The sequence below is a fragment of the Roseiflexus castenholzii DSM 13941 genome (genome assembly GCF_000017805.1).
Lineage (GTDB): Bacteria > Chloroflexota > Chloroflexia > Chloroflexales > Roseiflexaceae > Roseiflexus > Roseiflexus castenholzii.
The window spans coordinates 2,851,806-2,871,319 of the sequence record NC_009767.1; the positions used below are offsets into that span (position 1 = coordinate 2,851,806).

Sequence of the window (19,514 nt, forward strand, 5' to 3'; positions counted from 1 at the left end):
AGAATTGAGAACCTGATAGCAGGGGTTAGGGGTCAGAGACGACCGTCAACCTTTTCACCCTCCACCGGTGCGTTGCGCGGCGCCGTGGCGCCCGGGTTGTGATCCACGAAGGACACGAATGGGCACGAAGCCGCCTGACTTTTCCATAACACGAACTTTTCACCCTCCACCGGTGCGTTGCGCGGCGCCGTGGCGCCCGGGTTGTGATCCACGAAGGACACGAATGGGCACGAAGCCGCCTGACTTTTCCATAACACGAACTTTTCACCCTCCACCGGTGCGTTGCGCGGCGCCGTGGCGCCCGGGTTGTGATCCACGAAGGACACGAATGGGCACGAAGCCGCCTGACTTTTCCATAACACGAACTTTTCACCCTCCACCGGTGCGTTGCGCGGCGCCGTGGCGCCCGGGTTGTGATCCACGAAGGACACGAATGGGCACGAAGCCGCCTGACTTTTCCATAACACGAACTTTTCACCCTCCACCGGTGCGTTGCGCGGCGCCGTGGCGCCCGGGTTGTGATCCACGAAGGACACGAATGGGCACGAAGCCGCCTGACTTTTCCATAACACGAACTTTTCACCCTCCACCGGTGCGTTGCGCGGCGCCGTGGCGCCCGGGTTGTGATCCACGAAGGACACGAATGGGCACGAAGCCGCCTGACTTTTCCATAACACGAACTTTTCACCCTCCACCGGTGCGTTGCGCGGCGCCGTGGCGCCCGGGTTGTGATCCACGAAGGACACGAATGGGCACGAAGCCGCCTGACTTAACACGAAACCTGAACGCCGTCCACGTGCAACCCTTATTACCCTGCCTGCGCGTCTGCTCTGTATTGAGGCGGGTGTTGCGCGATTGAGCGCGCCATCCGCCGGCAATCCTTATTACCCTGCGCGCATCCATGCGCTGCGCTGCCGGAGGAGATCACGATAGACGCTAAGAATATCGCAGGCGACGTGTTCCCAGCCGAACCGCAACGCGCGTTCGCGCGCCGCAGCGCCCATAGCGGCACGCCCGGCATCGTCCCGCAGCAGGCGCTCAAGATGCCGCGCCAGCGTCACCGGATCGGCTGGCGGGGTCAACAACCCGCTCACGCCATCTTCCACAATGAACGCCGGACCTCCCGCATTCGTGGCGATAACCGGCCTGCCGCATGCCAGCGCTTCGAGCGCCGCCATTCCGAACGACTCATAGTGCGACGGCATGGTCACAACATCGGCGGCAGCATAGTACAGCGGCAGACGATCCTGCGGTTGCGCTCCGGCGAAGTGAACGACATCGGCGATGTCGAGCCGCTGGCGCAGCGCGTCCAATCGCCGTTGCTCGGCGTTCCATTGCGCGCGTTCCTCTTCGCCGCCGCCGCCGACGATCAGCGTCGTCAGCGCGCCGCACCACGCAGGGTGGCGTTGCAGCAGCAGCGCGCCGGCTTCGATCAGCGCGTCGATCCCCTTGAGCGGCTCAATACGCGCCACCAGCAGGACGACGCGGTGTGGGGGAGGCGGCAGATCGAGCGCCGCGCGCGCCTCCACGAGATCGCGGGGTCGAAAGCGGCGCAGGTCAACACCGGCCGGCACAACCCTGATCTTCTCTGCGTCCGCGTTATAGTGCCAGACCATCTGCGCCCGGTCGAGCGGCGTTGCTGCAATGATCATATCAGCCTCGCGCAGAATGCCTCCCTCGACAGCGACTCGCTGCCTGGTCTCGCGTTCTTCTGACCCGCGCGCCACCTGGTTTTTCATTGCGCCAAGGGTATGGAACATATGCACGACAGGCGCGCCCCAACTGCGGCGCAGCGCCAGCGCCGCTTCGCCGGAGACCCAGTAATGACTGTGGATGATGTCGTAGTGCAGGTCTTCACTATCGGCGAAGCAGCGCACCCGCCCAATAAACTCCGGCAAATAGTCCAGCAGACGATTTTTGTCGTAGGGGGCTGATGGACCGGCGCGCACGTGGATCAGTCGCACCCCCTGATCGATCGGAACGATCGCCGGCGCGGTGCGTTCCTGCGCGCGGGTGAAAATATCGACCGAAATGCCGCGCCGTCCGAACTCGCGGCTCAATTCTCGAACATACACATTCATGCCACCCGCCTCCTTGCCTCCGAGACGCGCGAGGGGGCTGCTATGAACGCTGAGCATTGCAATGCGCATGCAATTATTCTCCCGTATTGTGTGATGTGCGTAAAAGCGCGTACACGGCGCTCCTGCACAGGCGCGGAGCCTATCAGCCGGATCGTTCCTGCCAGACATCAAGAGGGACGCGATTGCCGCATCCCTCTTGCGCCTCCGTGCGCTCTGTTCCCTGATATTATACGGGCAAAGAGCATTGGCGTATGCATGGTGCAGGAATGCGTTCCCGAATCGGCGCAGACCGGGAACCATAGCTTTGCGCGGAAGAGTGGAGCAGCGCGTATGGCGTTGTCATTCATTCTGAGCAACGTGGATGGATGACATTGCGCTCTCTGTCGTGCTGAACACAGGAGCCGAAGCCCTGAGCAAAGCAAAGAGACCACGAAGGGGAAGCATCTCACAGGGCAGCGATGGAAAAGGATTGCTCCATTCTGGATGGTCATGAGCGTCCAGCACACTTCTGGCACGCATCACTTTTCCCCGGCGAGATTTTCTAGAGCGGACCAGTTGGCGCAGTTCCTTCTCTTCGTTTTCAAGGAGCTGTATGGGATACTTGGGTTTTGGACGTGGCATAGCGTTTTCCTCCTCGCCCAAGCATTCCATAGAGCCGTCTCATTCGGAAGAAATCTACGCAAGGCTGCGCTAAGGGAAGACGATTTCGATGAATGACACACCAAAACTACTTGATGTCGTCGCACTGCTTGAAGATATTCCCGATCACGATTTCCGCCGCGGACAGGTTGGCACGGTGAGAGAATAACCTGTCCCGCTTTTTTCATACAAAATCCACCCTTCTATCTGACGCACTATACAAATCAGGCTCATCTTCCACGTCTTGCATTGCGGATGATAACGACAAAGAAACCCAATCCTGCTTTTTTTGAACGTGTTTGCAAGTCGGGCGGCCAATGGTCTGCACATCACCCACAGGCGAGCTAAGCGCAGCGAGGCGAAGCCGTCAGGTGGATGCGCATGTTAGCAGCGCCCAACTTTCAACTCCTTGGCTCAATGTGAGCATTCAGCCAGTGTACAAACTCATTACGGTTCATTCTGCCCGACGCAACCTGAAGGATCACGCTCTCCTGTTCGTCTACTGTTGCTCGAATCTCATATCTGTTCAACACAAGGAACGTTTCCATCGCCGCATGTGCGGTCCGTTTGTTACCATCCACAAAGGGATGATTTTGGATGAGCGAGAAGCCAAGGGATACCGCTTTCTCCACAACTGTTGGATAAAGCTCGGCGCCGCCAAAAGTCATACGCGGCTGTGCTACGGCTGACTCCAAAGCTCCCAAGTCACGGATGCCCGCCAGGCCACCTGATTGTTGCATCACGCGCAGATAAATCTCCAGTATCTCATGCAGAGTCAGGTAGCGCATCAAGCCAACCGTTGATAGAGTTCGGTATTCTTCTGGAGCACATACTCGAGCGCTTTTCGAAATTCTTCTTCGGGACGGGAAAGTAACTCTTCAACACTGACCCGCACTAACTCCTCAGGAGTAACCCGGAAAAGCGTGGCTATCTGTTGAAGTTTTTGTAATTGGTCATCCGATAAGGCAATGGTGATGGTGGTCATAGGGGATCAACTCCTGTTGTGTGCGCCTTGTCCGTGCCAGGCAACAAGGCTACGTTGCGCCGCCCAACTATTGATTTCATCGACATACGCCTGATAACAGGCTATAGACAGAGAAGGTGACTTTTTGCTCTATACAGAGAGCTTCTAAACAGCGAAAAGGCCACCCCCTTGCATCATGTGTTCATAATCTGTACACCAAATTTTTAGCAAAGTCAAGCGCTATGACCAGAAAGTTACCGGATCAGGCTCGCAATATTTTGCGAGCAAAACATTATTCCTGCCGCACCGAGCAATCCTCCATAGACTGGATGCGCCGCTGTATTCTCTTCCGCACAAGCGGGCGTATCGGCTCTACAATCCGCCGTTGCGCGGCTTCGCGTCTGTCTGGCTTTGCCCACTCGCCTGTTTTTAGAAGCTATCTCAAAAAGCAGAATGAACACGACTGAACAGCGCCGATGAATTCATTCAGACCGTTCGATAGGGTCAGGCGGGTATTGTCGAACATGCGAGGCATATGTCGTGGTATACGTAGCTTTCAATGGACTCAAGGACGCTACATCACCCTAATCATCGTCTCACGCCCTGAGAGTGGCTGCGGGTGGAATGGTTTATACCGATTACGATTGAAGATGCCGCATGCTGGTCATTCCGAGCCCTTCGCTTCGCTCAGGGTAAACGCAGCGCGGAATCTGAGCGGGTCGCGCCAGACCCCTCGCGCTGCTCGGGGTGACCATCCGGCATGGTCACCCCGAGCAGCGCGAGGGGTGACCATGCCGGATGGTCACAGGGAATTGGCATTATGCCTCTCCTGCTACCTGGTCGCTCGACCAGGCAAGCGACTGAACAGCAGTTGGTCACAGGGAATTGGCATTATGCCTCTCCTGCTACCCTACCAGCAACACCTTGCCGGGGCGCGTTTTATGTTCGGCAGCGATGACTGCTTCGCGCACATCGCCGAGGTCGTACTCCGCCGCAACTGGCGTATGGAGCGTCCCATCAGCGATCAGCCCGAACAGGGTGGTGAAGAGGTCCTGCGCCTGCTCCGGCGTGGCGGTCTGAAGCCAGTGCGACAACCACCATCCACGGATGGTGGCGCTGCGGAACAGCAACGTGCCTAGATGGATCGTGAGCGGCTCGCCGGCAATGGCGCCATAGACGAGCATCGTCCCTCCCATAGCGAGCGATGCCGCCAGGCGCGCACCGCTTGCGCCGCCGACCGAGTCGAGTGCGTAGCGCACACCTTTGCCCCCCGTCAGTGCATGCACCCGCGCAACCACATTCTCGTCCTGCTCGCAGATAATGTCATCCGCTCCCAGGGTACGCAGGTCGTCCATCACCTCACGCCGGCGGACGACATTGATCGTGCGGAAGCCAAGGCGTTGCGCCAGCCGGATGACGTGCCGCCCGACGATGGAATTGGCGGCGTTTTGCAGCACCCATTCGCCAGGTTCAACCCGTAGTGTGTCGGTAAGCATCAGCCACGCCGTCGCCGGATTGATCAGCGCCGTCGCCGCCTGCCGGTCGCCAATCGTAGCAGGAACCGGGATGGTTCTGGCGGCGGGAACGACCACATACTCCTGCCAGAGTCCCGCCGCACCCATGGGAATGACTGTTTGCCCGATAGTGCGGTCGGTGACCCCTTCGCCGACGCCGACGATCACGCCGGCGCCTTCGAAGCCGGGAACGGCAGGCAGGCGCGGCAGTATGCCATACAACCCGCGGATGACGAACAGATCGGAGGGGTTGATCGGACGAACCTGCACCCGCACCAGTACCTGACCGGGACCCGTCTGAGGCGCAGGGATGTTTTCAATAGTCAGGACATCGGCAGGTTCGCCGAAGGAAGCGAAGCGAACGGCACGCATGGTTTGGTTCTCTCCTGCAATGTGAGCCGGGTGCGTGACAATCGGTAGTGTACCACGAATATCGAGGGGCGTGAGGTGTGAGGCGAGGGGGCGTGAGGCGAGGGGTGTGAGGCGAGGGGCGTGAGGTGTGAGGCGAGGGGCGAGGGGCGTGAGGCGTGATGCGAGGGGCGTGAGGTGTGAGGCGAGGGGCGTGAGGCACGAGGCGAGGGGCGTGAGGCGTGAGGCGAGGGGCGTGAGGCGAGGGGCGTGAGGCGAGGGGCGTGAGGCGAGGGGCGTGAGGTGTGAGGCGTGAGGCGTGAGGCGAGGGGCGTGAGGCGTGAGGCGAGGGGGCGTGAGATGAGAGGCGAGGGGCGCGAGGCGTGAGGCGTGAGGCGTGAGGCGAGGGGCGTGAGGTGTGAGGCGAGGGGCGTGAGGCACGAGGCGAGGGGCGTGAGGCGAGGGGCGTGAGGCACGAGGCGAGGGGCGTGAGGCGAGGGGCGTGAGGTGTGAGGCGTGAGGTGTGAGGCGAGGGGCGCGAGGCGTGAGGCGTGAGGCGTGAGGCGAGGGGCGTGAGGCGTGAGGCGAGGGGGCGTGAGATGAGAGGGCGGCAGGCGGCATGTGCGCAGGCGGAAGGTAACCCCTAACCCTTAATAACCCCAGACCCTGCCATAGTTCCCGGTTCTTAGTTCTCATACTACCTTGCGGTCAGTCAGACAAAATGTTCGAGCGCCCAGTCAGCAAGGCGTAACGAAACGCGCGTCGGCGGTCGTGGGCGCATGACTGTGCATTGGCATCAGCAGCCCCAGCGGGGCTTTCACTTGCTTCAGCGAGGGCTTTAGCCCGCAGTGCCCGAGCGTCCTGCTGCGCGCCCTGTCAGTATTGTACGAATGACTGCGCGTTAGTATCAGTTCTCAGTTCTCAGTTCTCGGTTCTTGATTCTCCCCCAAAAAGGTGTAGACTCTCAGGTGATGACATTTCACAAGAGGAGTCCGCCATGAACGAACGCACCTTCCTTGAGCCTGGCGTCGTTCTCGGCGAGTGGTGGCATCGCACCGCCGATGGCCGGTTTCAGTGCGATCTCTGTCCGCGCGGCTGCACGCTGCGCCCTGGTCAGCACGGCTTCTGCTTTGTGCGCGAGGCGCGCAATGAAGGGATCGTCCTTTCCTCCTACGGTCGCGCGTCCGGTTTCTGCGCCGACCCGATCGAGAAGAAGCCGCTCTTCCATTTTTTCCCCGGTACGGGGGTCTTTTCCTTTGGTACTGCCGGGTGCAACCTGGGGTGCCGTTTCTGCCAGAACTGGTCGATCTCCAAAGCGCGCGAGATGGCGCTGCTCGACGCGCGCGCGACGCCGGAGGAGGTTGCAGAAGCGGCGCTAGCAGTAGGGTGTCGCAGCGTCGCTTTTACCTACAACGATCCGGTCATTTTTGCCGAGTATGCCATTGATTGCGCGCGCGCTGCGCGCGAACGCGGTCTGGCAACCGTCGTTGTGTCGGCGGGGTACATTTCGCCGCAGGCGCGGCCCGCTTTCTTTGCGCACATCGATGCCGCAAACATCGATCTCAAAGGGTTCAGCGAGGAATTTTACCGGAAATTGTGCCTCGGCTCGCTGGCGCCGGTGCTCGACACGCTCCGCTGGCTGCGCCGTGAGACCAATGTCTGGCTGGAAGTAACCAATCTGATCATTCCCGGCGCCAATGACTCGCCAGACGATGTTGCGCGCCTGTGCGATTGGTTCGTGAATGAACTCGGTCCTGATGTGCCGTTGCACTTTACGGCGTTCCATCCCGATTATCGTATGCTCGATACGCCGCCAACCCCGCCCGCGACGCTGAAACGCGCTCGCGAACAGGCGCTTGCCGCCGGTCTGCGCTATGTGTATACCGGGAATGTCTACGACGCTGCCGGGCAGTCGACGTACTGCGCCGGTTGCGGCGCGCGTGTCATCGAGCGCGACTGGCATCGCCTGAAACGCTGGCGACTTGACGCCGCCGGTCGATGTGTGCGCTGCGGTCATCCGCTGCCGGGACGGTTCGATGCTGCGCCGGGGCGCTGGAACGGACGGATGGCGCCGGTGCGGATTGTGGAGTCACTCGCGTGACCCGTTGTGCCCGCAACGGAGCCGTTGCGGTGGGTTGAGCCGTTGCACTGCAACCGCTCAACTTCCGCACACACCTTCATACCCTCTTGCCTCTTGCCTCACGCCTCACGCCTCACGCCTCACGCCTCACGCCTCACGCCTCGCGCCCCTCGCCTCACACCTCACGCCCCGCGCCTCACGCCCCTCGCCTCACACCTCACGCCCCTCGCCTCACACCCCTCGCCTCACGCCCCTCGCCTCACGCCCCTCGCCTCACGCCCCTCGCCTCACGCCCCTCGCCTCACACCTCACGCCTCGCGTCTCACGCCTCGTGCCTCACGCCCCGCGCCTCGTACCTCGTGCCTCACGCCCCGCGCCTCACGCCTCGCGTCTCACGCCTCGTGCCTCTTGCCCCGCGCCTCGTGCCTCGTACCTCGTGCCTCTTGCCCCGCGCCTCGTGCCTCGTACCTCGTGCCTCTTGCCCCGCGCCTCGTGCCTCACGCCGGATACAAATGCCCGCTTTCGACGCGCCAGCGACGCGCGCGCGTGAGGAACTTCAGGTCGAAGTCGTCGGTTCCGGTGGCAGTCACGATCGTTTGCTGGTCGGGACGTTCCAGAATATCCTGCACGTGCGATCGTCGTTCGGCGTCCAATTCGGAGAGCAGATCGTCGAGGAGCAACACCGGCGCGTCACCGGTGCGTATTCGCATCAGTTTTGCTTCGCCGAGTTTGAGCGACAGTGTGGCGCTGCGTTGTTGTCCGCGTGAACCATACGCGCCAATGGGGACGCCGCCAACCGCGATCAGCAGATCGTCGCGGTGTGGCCCGATCAGCGTTTGCCCACGCCCGATCTCGTCGTCGCGCAGGCGTGTCAGGTGTGCCAGAAATGCCTGCTCGATAGCGCGGCTGTCGGTAACCGAATCAATACCCGCAACGCTGCTCTGATAGGCAAGGGTCAGTGGCGTGTCACCGCCCGACATCCGGCAATAGAGTGGTCCTGCCAGGGCGTTGAGGTCAACGACGGCGTGTAGCCGTTCGCGCAGCAGATACGCGCCCGCCATTGCCAGTTCCCGGTCCCAGAACGCCAGTTCATCGTCGGCATAGCGCAATGGACGCCGCCCCTCACGCCAGGCGCGCAGCAGACTGTTGCGCTGCTGCACGACCTTCTGATAATGCGCCAGGGTCCGCACATAACGCCCGTCGATCTGCGAGAGGGTTACATCCAGGTAGCGGCGTCGTTCAGCCGGCGCGCCGGTTACCAGCGCAATATCGGCGGGAGTGAACAGAACCACACGCAGGTTCCCCACCAGGTCGAGCGCGCGCACCGCTTTCCGGTCGATCCGCACTGTCTTGATGGTCGGCGTCGCGCCGATTGCAGACTCCTCCTCGGCGCGGCGCTGCACAACGACCTCGAGCCGCACATACCCATCGGCGCGCACAACATCGCACACCAGGCGGGCAAACGGCGGCACGCCAAGATCGCCCTGCGCCTCGAAGCGCACCAGTTCGCGATCGGCGCCGGCGCGCGGCGAACGGGTGGTCGCCAGAAAATAGATCGCCTCCAGCACCGTCGTTTTGCCTGCCGCGTTAGGACCGTAGAGCAGGGTCACTCCCGGTTCGAGGTTCAGATCGAGCCGTTCGTAATTGCGAAAATCACGCAGACTGAGGTGCGTCACATACATAACGGCGACTATCCGGCGCGCAGCGCTCAAATCCGTTCGAGTTGCAGTCGCCGAAGCGCCGCCAGATCGCCGCAACCGGTGCAGAACATCGCAATGCGCAATTCATCGATATAGACCTGCAAACTCTCGATAACCGCCTCTGCGCCGCGTTCATCGACTGCCGGAATGAGCGCCGGTTTCGCGGTAGCGGCCAGATCGGCGCCAAGCGCGATAGCCTTTGCCACATCCACCCCGCTGCGCACACCGCCGCTCCCGATGATCGTGATGTCGGGCAGTGCGGCGCGCACCTGACGGATGGCTTCGGTGGTGGGAATGCCCCACCCGGCGAATGCTGCCGCCACCTGCGCGCCGCGTTCGGTTTTATGGCGGAAACGTTCGACTTCGCTCCAGCTGGTGCCGCCTGCGCCGGCAACGTCGATAACCTTAACACCCGCATCGACCAGACGACGGGCAGTAGCGGCGCCAATGCCGTTGCCGACTTCCTTGACGATCACCGGAACGTCGAGGCGGGTGCACACTTCTTCGATCCGGCGCAACAGCCCCTTGAAGTTCGTGTTTCCTTCCGGCTGGACGGCTTCCTGGAGCGCGTTGAAGTGCAACACCAGCGCATCTGCCTCGATCATCTCGACCGCGCGGCGGCACTCATCGACGCCAAAACCATAGTTGAGCTGCACTGCGCCAAGGTTCGCCAGGAGCGGAATTGTTGGCGCGACATGCCGAACCCGATAGGTCTCCGCCACGCGCGGATCAACCAGCGCAGCGCGCTGCGATCCAACCCCCATTGCCAGCCCCAGCGTCTCAGCGGCTTCGGCGAGCGCCAGATTGATGCGCGCCACATCGCGCGCGCCGCCGGTCATCGAACTGATGAGCAACGGCGCGCGCATACGCTTGCCGAGAAAGGTCAAACCGGTATCGATTTCGGCGAGGTCGAGTTCTGGCGCCGCTTCGTGTGGCATGCGATAGGCGGCGAAACCGGTCGTCACTCCTTTGGCGGCGACGTCCTCACCTAACACAATGCGCACGTGATCGAGCTTGCGACTGCTCGTTTGTTCAGATTCGCTCATGTTGATTCCTCACGGATGTGTGCCTGCCATGATACCAGATTTACTTCACCTGTGGCACAGCGGATGTGTGATGGCGGAAACGCTGCGCCGATGCGCTATAATAGCCGACTGTCTGAGAGACCAGGCGCGAGGTGAGAGGCGCGAGGGGTGGCAGGGGGTCAGGATGGACGGCGGTGTGCCGGTGCGCATGTTGCAGGTTGCAGGTACGAAGGGGGAAGGTGGTTCTCTCTGCGCTCTCTGTGCCTCTGTGGTGTGAAATGCATACCTGTGGATGGGGTGGCAGGGGGTCAGGATGGACGGCGGTGTGCCGGTGCGCATGTTGCAGGTTGCAGGTACGAAGGGGGAAGGTGGTTCTCTCTGCGCTCTCTGTGCCTCTGTGGTGTGAAATGCATACCTGTGGATGGGGTGGCAGGGGGTCAGGATGGACGGCGGTGTGCCGGTGCGCATGTTGCAGGTTGCAGGTACGAAGGGGGAAGGTGGTTCTCTCTGCGCTCTCTGTGCCTCTGTGGTGTGAAATGCATACCTGTGGATATGGAATGGAGGAGAGGTGTGAGTCAGGCATCACGGAACAAAAAAGGGCAAGAACCGGCGACGCAGGGGGTCTCGCCAGCCGGGATCATTGCAGCGGTCGCTGTGATTGCAGTGCTCGTCGTCCTTGGCTTGATGCTTGCGCAATCCAGCGGTCGACCGCAGGTCGTCGAGCCGACGGTTCCGCCGTTTGCTGCTGCGACGCCGGCGACGGGCGGCGTTCCGGGTCCGTTGCCGGCGGACGTGGCGGCGCGCAACGGGTTCTATACTGCACCGCCGCCAATGACCATTGATCCGTCGAAGACCTATACTGCGACGATTACCACCCCACGCGGCGATATTGTTATCCGGTTACGTCCCGATCTTGCGCCGGAAACGGTCAACAACTTCGTCTTCCTGGCGCGTGAAGGGTTTTACGATGGCGTCACATGGCACCGGGTGCTGCCCAATTTTATGGCGCAGGGCGGCGATCCGTCCGGAACCGGCATGGGAGGACCGGGATACACCATCAAGGACGAATTCGGCCCGACTATGATCTTTGATCGTCCTGGCATTGTTGCAATGGCGCGCACTGCTATGCCCAACAGCGCCGGATCGCAATTCTTCATTACGACTGCGCCGGCGCCGCATCTGAACGGTCAGTACACCATTTTCGGCGAAGTGATCGAAGGTCAGGAGATTGTGAATGGAATCCCGCTGCGCGACCCGGATGCCAATCCGGCAGGACCGGGTGAGCAGATGTTGAAGGTGACCATCACTGAGCAGTAATACCAATTCCCTGTGACCATCCGGCATGGTCACCCCGATCAGAGCGAGGGGTCTGGCGCAACCCGCTCAGATTCCGCGCTGCGTTTACCCTGAGCGAAGCGAAGGGCTCGGAATGACACGAATGCGGCATCGTCAAGCGTAAGCGAGGGGACTGGCGCGACCGCAACCATCTGGTTGGATCGTGAGAGATCGGAGAGCGTTGTCACCCCGATCAGAGCGAGGGGTCTGGCGCGACCCGCTCAGATTCCTCGCTGCGTTTACCCTGAGCGAAGCGAAGGGCTCGGAATGACACGAACGCGGCATCTTCAAGCGTAAGCGAGGGGTCTGGCGCGACCTCAATCATCTGGTTGGATCGTGAGAGATCGGAGAGCGTTGTCACCCCGAGCGAAGCGAGGGGGCTGGCGCGACCCGCTCCGATTCCTCGCTGCGTTTACCCTGAGCGAAGCGAAGGGCTCGGAATGACACGAATGCGGCATCTTCAATCGTCATTGGTATAAGGTCAATTTCGGCGGAAAAGCCCACGCCTTTTCTGGGGGGTCTCGACTGTCTCACGCAGTTTTGCCAGATCACGTTCGATGCTGTCGCCTGACTCCGTTGACGGGCGTTCGTCGGATTGCAAGAGTGACGCTCGGCTGCTGTGCGGCTCACTCCCTGTGGAAGACAGAGTCGGCGACGGCGCTTCGATAACCGTGTCGAGCGCCGGATATGGCAATGGTTCGCGCTCGACGCCAAGCGCCACTAACCACGACCAGAGCGCCTGCTGCCGCGCCGCTGGCTCGTCCGGCAGGCGTAGCGGTCTGCCGCGCGCGTCGATGACCACACCAAGGGCGCTGCCGCGAATGGCCGCCAGTTCTGAGGCGACTTCGGCGCCCGGTGCGTTGCGCCCGATCCGCACACCAGCGGTTGGTCGCAGCGTCAGCGTGCCGTACTGGCCAGGGGGCAGGCTCAAACATGCGATCTCACCATGAGCGACACGCATCGTATAGGTGGACTTGCCTTCCACCCGCAACTCGGCTTCAACTGCCGTTTCTCCTGCACGCCCTTCGCCAAGCGTTGTGACGACCGTCGCCAGCGGCGTGTTGTTCATCAGGTCACGCTCGAACAACGTCAGCGCGGCGTCGGCTTCGGAAAAGGCGAGTGTGCCGCAGGCATTCATTAACCCCAGGCTATCAAGGTGCACATCGAGTGTCATGATATTCTCTTGAGAGGTTGGTTGCAGTGCATCCAGAACGGTGAGCAATGCAAGGCCGGGATGGGGTGCATGGCGCAACACTCCGCCACCAACGAAGACGCGGTCGTATCGTGCATCGGGTCGCTCGTCCAGGAGCGTCTCTATCACGCGGGAAAGCGCCTCGCGCGCTACTGCGTGCTCGATCAGCAGTTCTTCGCGGGTCAGAGGTGGAATGTGCGGACGCAACATCTTGTTGAGGAGCCAGTGTGCCAGGTCGCGCTCACTGATCGGGAAGGGCAGCCAGCGTCGGATGGCGCCGACTCCGCGTTGCGCCAGGAGCGCCCCAACCCCATACCCGATGCCGACGCCGCCCAAAACGACGGGACTATAGCGTCCTTCGCTGCACAAGTGCGCAGTCGTGCTCAATGAGCCGACATCGAGGGTCAGAACGTTACACTGCGCCGTCTCCGCCGCGAAGCGGGTTATCACACCCGTGGCGTCGCACGATGTGCACACAGGCGCGCGAGAGAGGCGCTGAAGGCCCGATGTTCGCGCGAAGCGGGTCAGGATGTGCTCGTTGTAGAAGCGCACGATTTCGCGGCGCACCGGATCGAGGCGCTCGATGTCCAGGGTTGGTCGAATATTGTCAACCACGATGAGATCGGGGTGGTCCTCCAGCGCCGCAGCCACCCCTGCACGCGCCTGACTGTTTCCTGCGAAAATGATCGGTTTTCGGGCGGCATTGTAGGTTTGTCTGCCCTGGGCGTCTGTCTGAACGCTCCGTGATGCCAGTCCGACGATATGTGCGAGGCGAATGAGCGCGTCGTGCGCGCCGCCTTCGATTCCGCCGACAATCACTACGCCGTCAGCCTGCACTCCGAGCAACGCCTGCACCTGGCGTTCGATCCAGGTCATGCCCGAATCTGCGAGGACGCCGATCTGTTCCTGGTGAACTGCATCATCGAGCGTGATGGTTTGAAGGACGCGAGTATATGTTGCACGCGCGGCGCGTTGCGCGCTCCGCGCCGAAATATCGCCGGCGACCGCCGCAATGATCAGGCTCATAACGCCTGCTGCACTGCTACAGACCAGAATGCCGTCAACACCATCGCCCTCCGCCTCTTTCGGCATCACCAGCGTATTGTTGTCGATCAGACGGCGACCGGTTTGTTCTGCGATGCGCTGTACGGCTTCGAGAATGGCGGGTGTTGCGTCGCCGGTCGAAGGAACGCTGCCCGGCGCTTCGGCATAGCCGATAAGACGAGTTTCGCCATCGACGGCGTCAACCAGCCAGACATGCGTCATTGTGCTGCCGACATCGGCGACCAGAAAGGCATGCAATGCGATTGGGACGGACATGCTACGCTGAATTCCTTTTCCTACGCGCCAAACAAACCGCGCACCGTTGCCAGAACAAAGTTCACGCGTTCAACCAGCGCGCTTAGATAACTTTGCAGCGCACCGGCAAAGAAGAAGCCGAATGCAACCATAATCAGCCAGTGACCAACGGCAGCCGCGCCTTTGACGATACGCCCGCTGCGGCTTTCCGGCGTCGCTGTGTAATAGAAAGATGCAAGGGTCAGCACCGTACCGACGATCAGCACGACCATCCCGGCAATGTGCTCTGGTCCTCCGGTCAGTGGACGCGCCGTATCGCGGATTTGCGGCAGCAGCGTGCCGATGATGGCGCCGCCAATTGCCAGCGCCCCACCCACGCCGAAGACGAGCGCCAGAGGGATGTTCGCCAGCCACGACAACCGCTGTTCTCCTGTGATACGCGGCAGAAGCAATACGCCAAGCAGCAACGGTACGCCGTAGAACCATACGGCGGTCATTGAGCCATTGAGAAGCGCCAACGCCGCCGGACGCAGCACCTGATGGTACGCCACGACGAACGCCAGCCCGAGGGAGGCGCCGACGAACAGATACTGCGCGACGCGAAACAATGGGTTGTCGCCTGCCACTCTGCTTAGAACCATGAGCGTCAATAGTGCGGCAATGATGTTGACGATGACATCCTGGCTCATGGACGCCTCCTCCGTGCTGCGTTGATGCCGCTGATCGCCAGACCGGACACGAGCACAACAACAAACAGCAGAATGACCAGGCGTTGATGTGTGACCGCTTCCGCGACTCCTGGCGCTCCACTGCCCTGGCTGATCGCCGTATATGCCAGCGCCCCACGCTGCCCGGCAATAGCGGCGACACCCGGCTGGCGCATGTATGGTTGAACCACAGGTGCGGCCTCTTCTGGAAGCAAGAAAACCATTGGCGTCGGTTGGTCACCCGTCTGCGCTTGTGGGTACACCTGTTCCATCCACCCCTGCACATCGGGCGTGTCATCTGCCAGAACGATGATGAGTGAAAGGTCGTTCAGGCGCGCAACAGGACGACCCGTGTCGATGCCGGCGATCAACGCGCTGCCGGTCGCGTCGTCTCCACGATAATCGCTGCGCAACACCGCCTGAAAATCGCGTGCCAGCGTTCGAAGCGCTATCTCACCGCCGGGTTTGTATCCCAACAGGAGATACCCTTCGCCTTGCTGCCGGTATCCGGCATTGCGCAACGTATCGAGCAGATCGAATTGGAGCAGGGTTCCCTGGGGATCGGTGCTCACCAGAATGAGTTTGACGTTCTGGGTGATCAGGTGTCCGATGACGGCTCGTTCGAGCGGGCGCAATTCACCGACCCTTCTGGCGTCCCATTCGTAGCCAACCAGCACGACATCATTGGCGCCGAGCGCTGCAATCTGATCGTAGGTGTCGGACACGGCGGGAACGAGGGGCGGCGCTTCGAGTGACGGGGCGACTCCTGAGAACGCGACAGCAATAATAACAAGGACCAATAGAGTAATCGAGAGCAACCGATCAAGCCCAATACGCTGAAGAGCGCTCTCGCGCTCTGGCGCCGGCAGCGGCGCAGCGGATGGTATCGGTTCGGCAGCCAGATGGCGCAACAGGTTCAGCGCCTGCATCTGCTCTTCAGTGCGTTGCGGCGCCGGAGGTGGTGGAAGTTTCGGTGCGGCAACCGCTGTTCCCACGCCTGCTTCGTCTTCGACAATGCCGCCGAGGCGCTTCAACCAGTCGAGGTCGCGCGCACTGGCTGGCGCCGTTTCCGGTTTTGGTTCAGATTCGACGCGCAGCCACTCGGGCAGGTCCATGCCGCTGAGTAAATCGCTCGAGATTTGAGCCGCCGGAGAGGCCATCGTCTGAGGTTGCCCGTCACGCGCATCAGGTGGTGTAATATCAATGCCGCGCAGCCAATCCGGCAATCCTGCATCGCCTGAAGGAATCGTCCGTCCGTGTTCATCTTCGAGCCAGGGAGGCGTTTCCTGGGATGATGAAGCAGGTGTCCGAAGCCAATCGGGCAGATCACCGGCGGGTGGCGTGACGCCACCGGCAGGCGGCACAGGCGCGGACGGCGGGGCGGATGGCGGCTCAGGCGGTGCAGCGGCAATGTTGCGCAACCAGTCGGGCAGGTCGCCGGTTGGGGCAGGGGCGACGGACGGCGGGGCGGACGGCGGCTCAGGCGGTGCAGCGGCAATGTTGCGCAACCAGTCGGGCAGGTCGCCGGTTGGGGCAGGGGCGACGGACGGCGGGGCGGACGGCGGCTCAGGCGGCGCAGCGGCAACGTCGCGCAACCAGTCGGGCAGGTCGCCGGTTGGGGCAGGGGCGACGGACGGCGGGGCGGATGGCGGCTCAGGCGGCGCGGCGGCGATGTCGCGCAACCAATCGGGCAGGTCGCCGGTTGGGGCAGGGGCGGCGGACGGCGGGGCGGATGGCGGCTCAGGCGGCGCGGCGGCAACGTCGCGCAACCAGTCGGGCAGGTCGCCGGTTGGGGCAGGGGCGGCGGACGGCGGGGCGGATGGCGGCTCAGGCGGCGCGGCGGCGATGTCGCGCAACCAATCGGGCAGGTCGCCGGTTGGGGCAGGGGCGGCGGACGGCGCGGCGGACGGTGGCTCAGGCGGCGCAGCGGCAACGTCGCGCAACCAATCGGGCAGGTCGCCGGTTGGGGCGGGGGCGGCGGACGGCGGGGCGGATGGCGGCTCAGGCGGCGCGGCGGCGATGTCGCGCAACCAATCGGGCAGGTCGCCGGTTGGGGCAGGGGCGGCGGACGGCGGGGCGGATGGCGGCTCAGGCGGCGCGGCGGCAACGTCGCGCAACCAGTCGGGCAGGTCGCCGGTTGGGGCAGGGGCGGCGGACGGCGGGGCGGATGGCGGTTCCGGCGGCGCGGCGGCAACGTCGCGCAACCAGTCGGGCAGGTCGCCGGTTGGGGCGGGGGCGGCGGACGGTGGGGCGGATGGCGGCTCAGGCGGCGCGGCGGCAACGTCGCGCAACCAGTCGGGCAGGTTTTCGCTGCGCGCCTTGGAAGCAGGCAGAGGCGTCTGCGACATATCATCAGTGACCGGCAATTCCCGCAGCCATGCCGGGAGATCAACTTCATTCTGCTCCTCGCCAGCGTCACCAGACCAGGATGGACGATCACGACCGGTATGCGCTTCAACACTGCGGTCAGGCGACGCATCAGCATGGTGCTCGGGACGTTCATTCGCCAGCCATGGAGGCGCTTCCATCTCGCCGCGACCGGTAGACAATCCAGACGGGAGTCCAATATCAGATGCTTCAGTCGAAGTCCATGGCGCCGATTCGGAAGCAGTCTCATCGGATTCGGGCGTGTCCGGCATCACGATGGAGTCGCGCAGCGATTGGAGCCACGATGGCGGCGACGCCTCGGACGGCGCAGGAGGGGCAAAAGGCGCTATGGGTGCTGGCTCGGAGCCGGGCGTCCGGGCTGGCGTCGATGCCTCTTCCCCCAGCGTATCCGGCGCCGGACGTAACCAGGAAGGCGTGGTTGCCTGATCCGTCTCGTCTTCGTCACGCAGCCACTCCGGCAAGCCGGAGAACAACGGCGCATCACCTGTATCCTCCTGTTCCGGTGCCGGCGGCTTTGGCGGCAGCGGCACATCCTGGAGCCACGGCGGCAAATATGGATTGCGATTTGACCAGATCACCACTGCTCCCTGGACGCTGGACTTTCGCGCGATGATGATGAGCGCGCATCCGTTCCTTTATCGATCAAGATATGGTTGGTCGAACCCGAGCAATAGCCGCACTCCTGCGACCAGCGCACCGATAGCGGCGCCGATCAGCAAGCCGCGCGCACCGGCGAGCACGACATAATCCGAAAGCCAGCGCACCCCGTCGGCGACCACAGGCGCGCGTTCCAGTTGCGGCAGCGACGCGGCGATCAGCACGACCAGCGCCACGGTAACGATAACCAGCGCATCTCCTGTGCGGCGGCGAACGGCGCGCAGCGCCGCACTCAGGCTAAAGAACGTCAGCAATGCGAGCAACGAACTTGCGAGCGGCGTATAGACCGCCCTGAACACCAACCGTACTGGTTGCTCAATCAGGCTCGACGGGAAGGTCAGACTTCCGTCCGGGTTTTGCAGAGGAAAGAGCGTTCCCGCGACAATGACGATGACCATTGCGGCGAGCAATATCAGGCTGTATTTCCAGTCGGCGCTGCGTCGCGCCACACGACCAATGTGATGACCGGTCACATTCACCACACCGATCACTAGCGCCAATGCAGCCACCAACGCAGCCCAATCGAGCATTATCTGCGCAAGAGCACTGACGCCCGGCACAGGTCCGGCGAAATCGATCAACACCAACAACCCGGCCACTCCGGCGACGATGGTGGCGATCAAACGTTTGGGATCACGTAGAAAGGTCATCGATCCTTCCCGTGTTATACCAATTATCTGTGAACATCTGGCATTGTCACCGCGAGCAGAGCGAGGGGTCTTGCGCGACCCGCGCAGATTCTTCGCTGCGTCTACCCTGAGCGAAGCGAAGGGCTCGGAATGACAAGCATGCGGCATCTTCAATCGTCATTGGTGTTACAAGCCAATCAGCGATTGCCAGAGCGCCAGCGCGACAATCGCCACGATCGTCACAGTCCGCAGTGCATCATGGGTCAGCAAGCGACCATGCGCTTCGGGGGCGCGCGACAGATAGGCTTCGGCGGCGTAGATCTCCTCACCGATCAGCGTGCCATCAGCCGTCAGATAGATAAGCGGCAACGCAGTCGATGTCGTCGCGCCGGCGACCTGTGGGATACCGGATTGCGCTCCCGCCTCAGTGGCCAGCAATACTTCGTACCCAAAACTGCCGATCAACTGGCTCGCTTCGAGGCGCTGCCGTCCGTACAGCGTCACGACACCCGACGCATATGCCATGGGGTCTTGCTGTGCCAGCAACTGCACGTTCCCGGCATCGTAATCTTGCCCAAGCCCGGCGCGCTGATACGCCTGGCGCAACGTGCCGCGCAGTGCGAGATGCGCCACCGCATCGCCGGAACTGGCAATCACCGGAATACCGCTGAGAGCGGCTTCGGTTGCGGTGCGCTCAGCAGCGAGCAGCCCTGCGATCGTTTCCGCTGTAGTCGCGCGCGCGCCGATGACGCCGCTGCCCGGCGAAAGGTGAAGCGCACGACCCGTTTCGGCGCCGCTCCCTAACCCACGCCTCAGCGCCTCCAATGCAGGCAACGGACGGCGGCTGAAGGTGCGACGCCGGTCGAGCGCGCGCGCATGGTAGAGGAGTGTCAGAATAATGACGATGAAAACGATGAGCAGCAGGGCAAGTGTCTGAAGGGGGAGATCCACGAACT

16 protein-coding genes are annotated in these 19,514 nt (G+C 62.3%); 3 read left to right on the forward strand and 13 right to left on the reverse strand.

What is annotated here, in order from left to right:
* Positions 1 to 32 precede the first annotated feature (32 nt).
* The 3 genes from RCAS_RS11390 to RCAS_RS25170 all read right to left on the reverse strand — a co-directional run bounded on the left by RCAS_RS11390 (position 33) and on the right by RCAS_RS25170 (position 2,702).
* Entirely contained in the window at positions 33 to 737 is a 705-nt protein-coding gene (locus tag RCAS_RS11390; protein WP_083760304.1) for a hypothetical protein, read from the reverse strand.
* Between the two features lie 147 nt (positions 738 to 884).
* Positions 885 to 2,081, reverse strand: coding sequence for a glycosyltransferase (locus RCAS_RS11395; protein WP_232280228.1), 1,197 nt, complete (start codon positions 2,079 to 2,081; stop codon positions 885 to 887).
* A 339-nt stretch (positions 2,082 to 2,420) separates the two neighbouring features.
* Positions 2,421 to 2,702, reverse strand: coding sequence for a hypothetical protein (locus RCAS_RS25170; protein ID WP_157042625.1), 282 nt, complete (start codon positions 2,700 to 2,702; stop codon positions 2,421 to 2,423).
* 88 nt (positions 2,703 to 2,790) lie between these two features.
* Between RCAS_RS25170 and RCAS_RS23955 the strand changes: the two genes are divergently transcribed.
* Positions 2,791 to 2,889: a DUF4926 domain-containing protein gene (locus RCAS_RS23955; RefSeq protein ID WP_083760305.1), complete on the forward strand. Its 99-nt coding sequence runs from the start codon at positions 2,791 to 2,793 to the stop codon at positions 2,887 to 2,889.
* A gap of 232 nt (positions 2,890 to 3,121) precedes the next feature.
* Here RCAS_RS23955 and RCAS_RS11405 read toward each other — a convergent pair whose 3' ends face one another.
* The 3 genes from RCAS_RS11405 to RCAS_RS11415 all read right to left on the reverse strand — a co-directional run bounded on the left by RCAS_RS11405 (position 3,122) and on the right by RCAS_RS11415 (position 5,570).
* Entirely contained in the window at positions 3,122 to 3,508 is a 387-nt protein-coding gene (locus tag RCAS_RS11405) for a type II toxin-antitoxin system death-on-curing family toxin (RefSeq protein WP_012120717.1), read from the reverse strand.
* Positions 3,508 to 3,705: a hypothetical protein gene (locus RCAS_RS11410; protein WP_012120718.1), complete on the reverse strand. Its 198-nt coding sequence runs from the start codon at positions 3,703 to 3,705 to the stop codon at positions 3,508 to 3,510. Before RCAS_RS11410 ends, RCAS_RS11405 begins: the two co-directional genes overlap by 1 nt.
* Positions 3,706 to 4,589: 884 nt before the next feature.
* Positions 4,590 to 5,570 carry a zinc-dependent alcohol dehydrogenase family protein gene (locus RCAS_RS11415; protein WP_012120719.1) on the reverse strand — a complete coding sequence of 327 codons (981 nt, stop codon included), beginning with the start codon at positions 5,568 to 5,570 and terminating at the stop codon, positions 4,590 to 4,592.
* Positions 5,571 to 6,543: 973 nt separating this feature from the next.
* On the opposite strand from RCAS_RS11415, the gene amrS reads away from it, so the two are divergent.
* Positions 6,544 to 7,647, forward strand: a complete 1,104-nt coding sequence (gene amrS / locus RCAS_RS11420) for an AmmeMemoRadiSam system radical SAM enzyme (RefSeq protein WP_012120720.1) — start codon at positions 6,544 to 6,546, stop codon at positions 7,645 to 7,647.
* Positions 7,648 to 8,123: 476 nt separating this feature from the next.
* On the opposite strand, the gene recF is transcribed toward amrS, so the two are convergent.
* Both recF and fni read right to left on the reverse strand, forming a co-directional pair.
* Complete coding sequence (gene recF / locus RCAS_RS11425; protein WP_012120721.1) at positions 8,124 to 9,308, reverse strand: DNA replication/repair protein RecF; 1,185 nt, start codon at positions 9,306 to 9,308, stop codon at positions 8,124 to 8,126.
* Positions 9,309 to 9,334: 26 nt separating this feature from the next.
* Entirely contained in the window at positions 9,335 to 10,372 is a 1,038-nt protein-coding gene (fni, locus tag RCAS_RS11430) for a type 2 isopentenyl-diphosphate Delta-isomerase (RefSeq protein WP_012120722.1), read from the reverse strand.
* 549 nt (positions 10,373 to 10,921) lie between these two features.
* Here fni and RCAS_RS11435 point away from each other — a divergent pair.
* Positions 10,922 to 11,668 carry a peptidylprolyl isomerase gene (locus RCAS_RS11435; protein WP_041330649.1) on the forward strand — a complete coding sequence of 249 codons (747 nt, stop codon included), beginning with the start codon at positions 10,922 to 10,924 and terminating at the stop codon, positions 11,666 to 11,668.
* A 499-nt stretch (positions 11,669 to 12,167) separates the two neighbouring features.
* Here RCAS_RS11435 and RCAS_RS11440 read toward each other — a convergent pair whose 3' ends face one another.
* The 5 genes from RCAS_RS11440 to RCAS_RS11465 all read right to left on the reverse strand — a co-directional run bounded on the left by RCAS_RS11440 (position 12,168) and on the right by RCAS_RS11465 (position 19,509).
* A complete protein-coding gene (locus RCAS_RS11440) occupies positions 12,168 to 14,198 on the reverse strand; it encodes a glutamate mutase L (RefSeq protein ID WP_012120724.1) in 2,031 nt (676 codons plus the stop codon).
* 20 nt (positions 14,199 to 14,218) lie between these two features.
* Positions 14,219 to 14,866: a hypothetical protein gene (locus RCAS_RS11445; protein WP_012120725.1), complete on the reverse strand. Its 648-nt coding sequence runs from the start codon at positions 14,864 to 14,866 to the stop codon at positions 14,219 to 14,221.
* Positions 14,863 to 17,850, reverse strand: coding sequence for a hypothetical protein (locus tag RCAS_RS26220; protein WP_012120726.1), 2,988 nt, complete (start codon positions 17,848 to 17,850; stop codon positions 14,863 to 14,865). The genes RCAS_RS11445 and RCAS_RS26220 overlap by 4 nt, the downstream gene beginning before the upstream one ends.
* A 57-nt stretch (positions 17,851 to 17,907) precedes the next feature.
* Positions 17,908 to 18,579, reverse strand: a complete 672-nt coding sequence (locus RCAS_RS11460) for a hypothetical protein (protein ID WP_012120727.1) — start codon at positions 18,577 to 18,579, stop codon at positions 17,908 to 17,910.
* A 165-nt stretch (positions 18,580 to 18,744) separates the two neighbouring features.
* Positions 18,745 to 19,509, reverse strand: coding sequence for a DUF6754 domain-containing protein (locus RCAS_RS11465; protein WP_012120728.1), 765 nt, complete (start codon positions 19,507 to 19,509; stop codon positions 18,745 to 18,747).
* Positions 19,510 to 19,514: the final 5 nt, after the last annotated feature.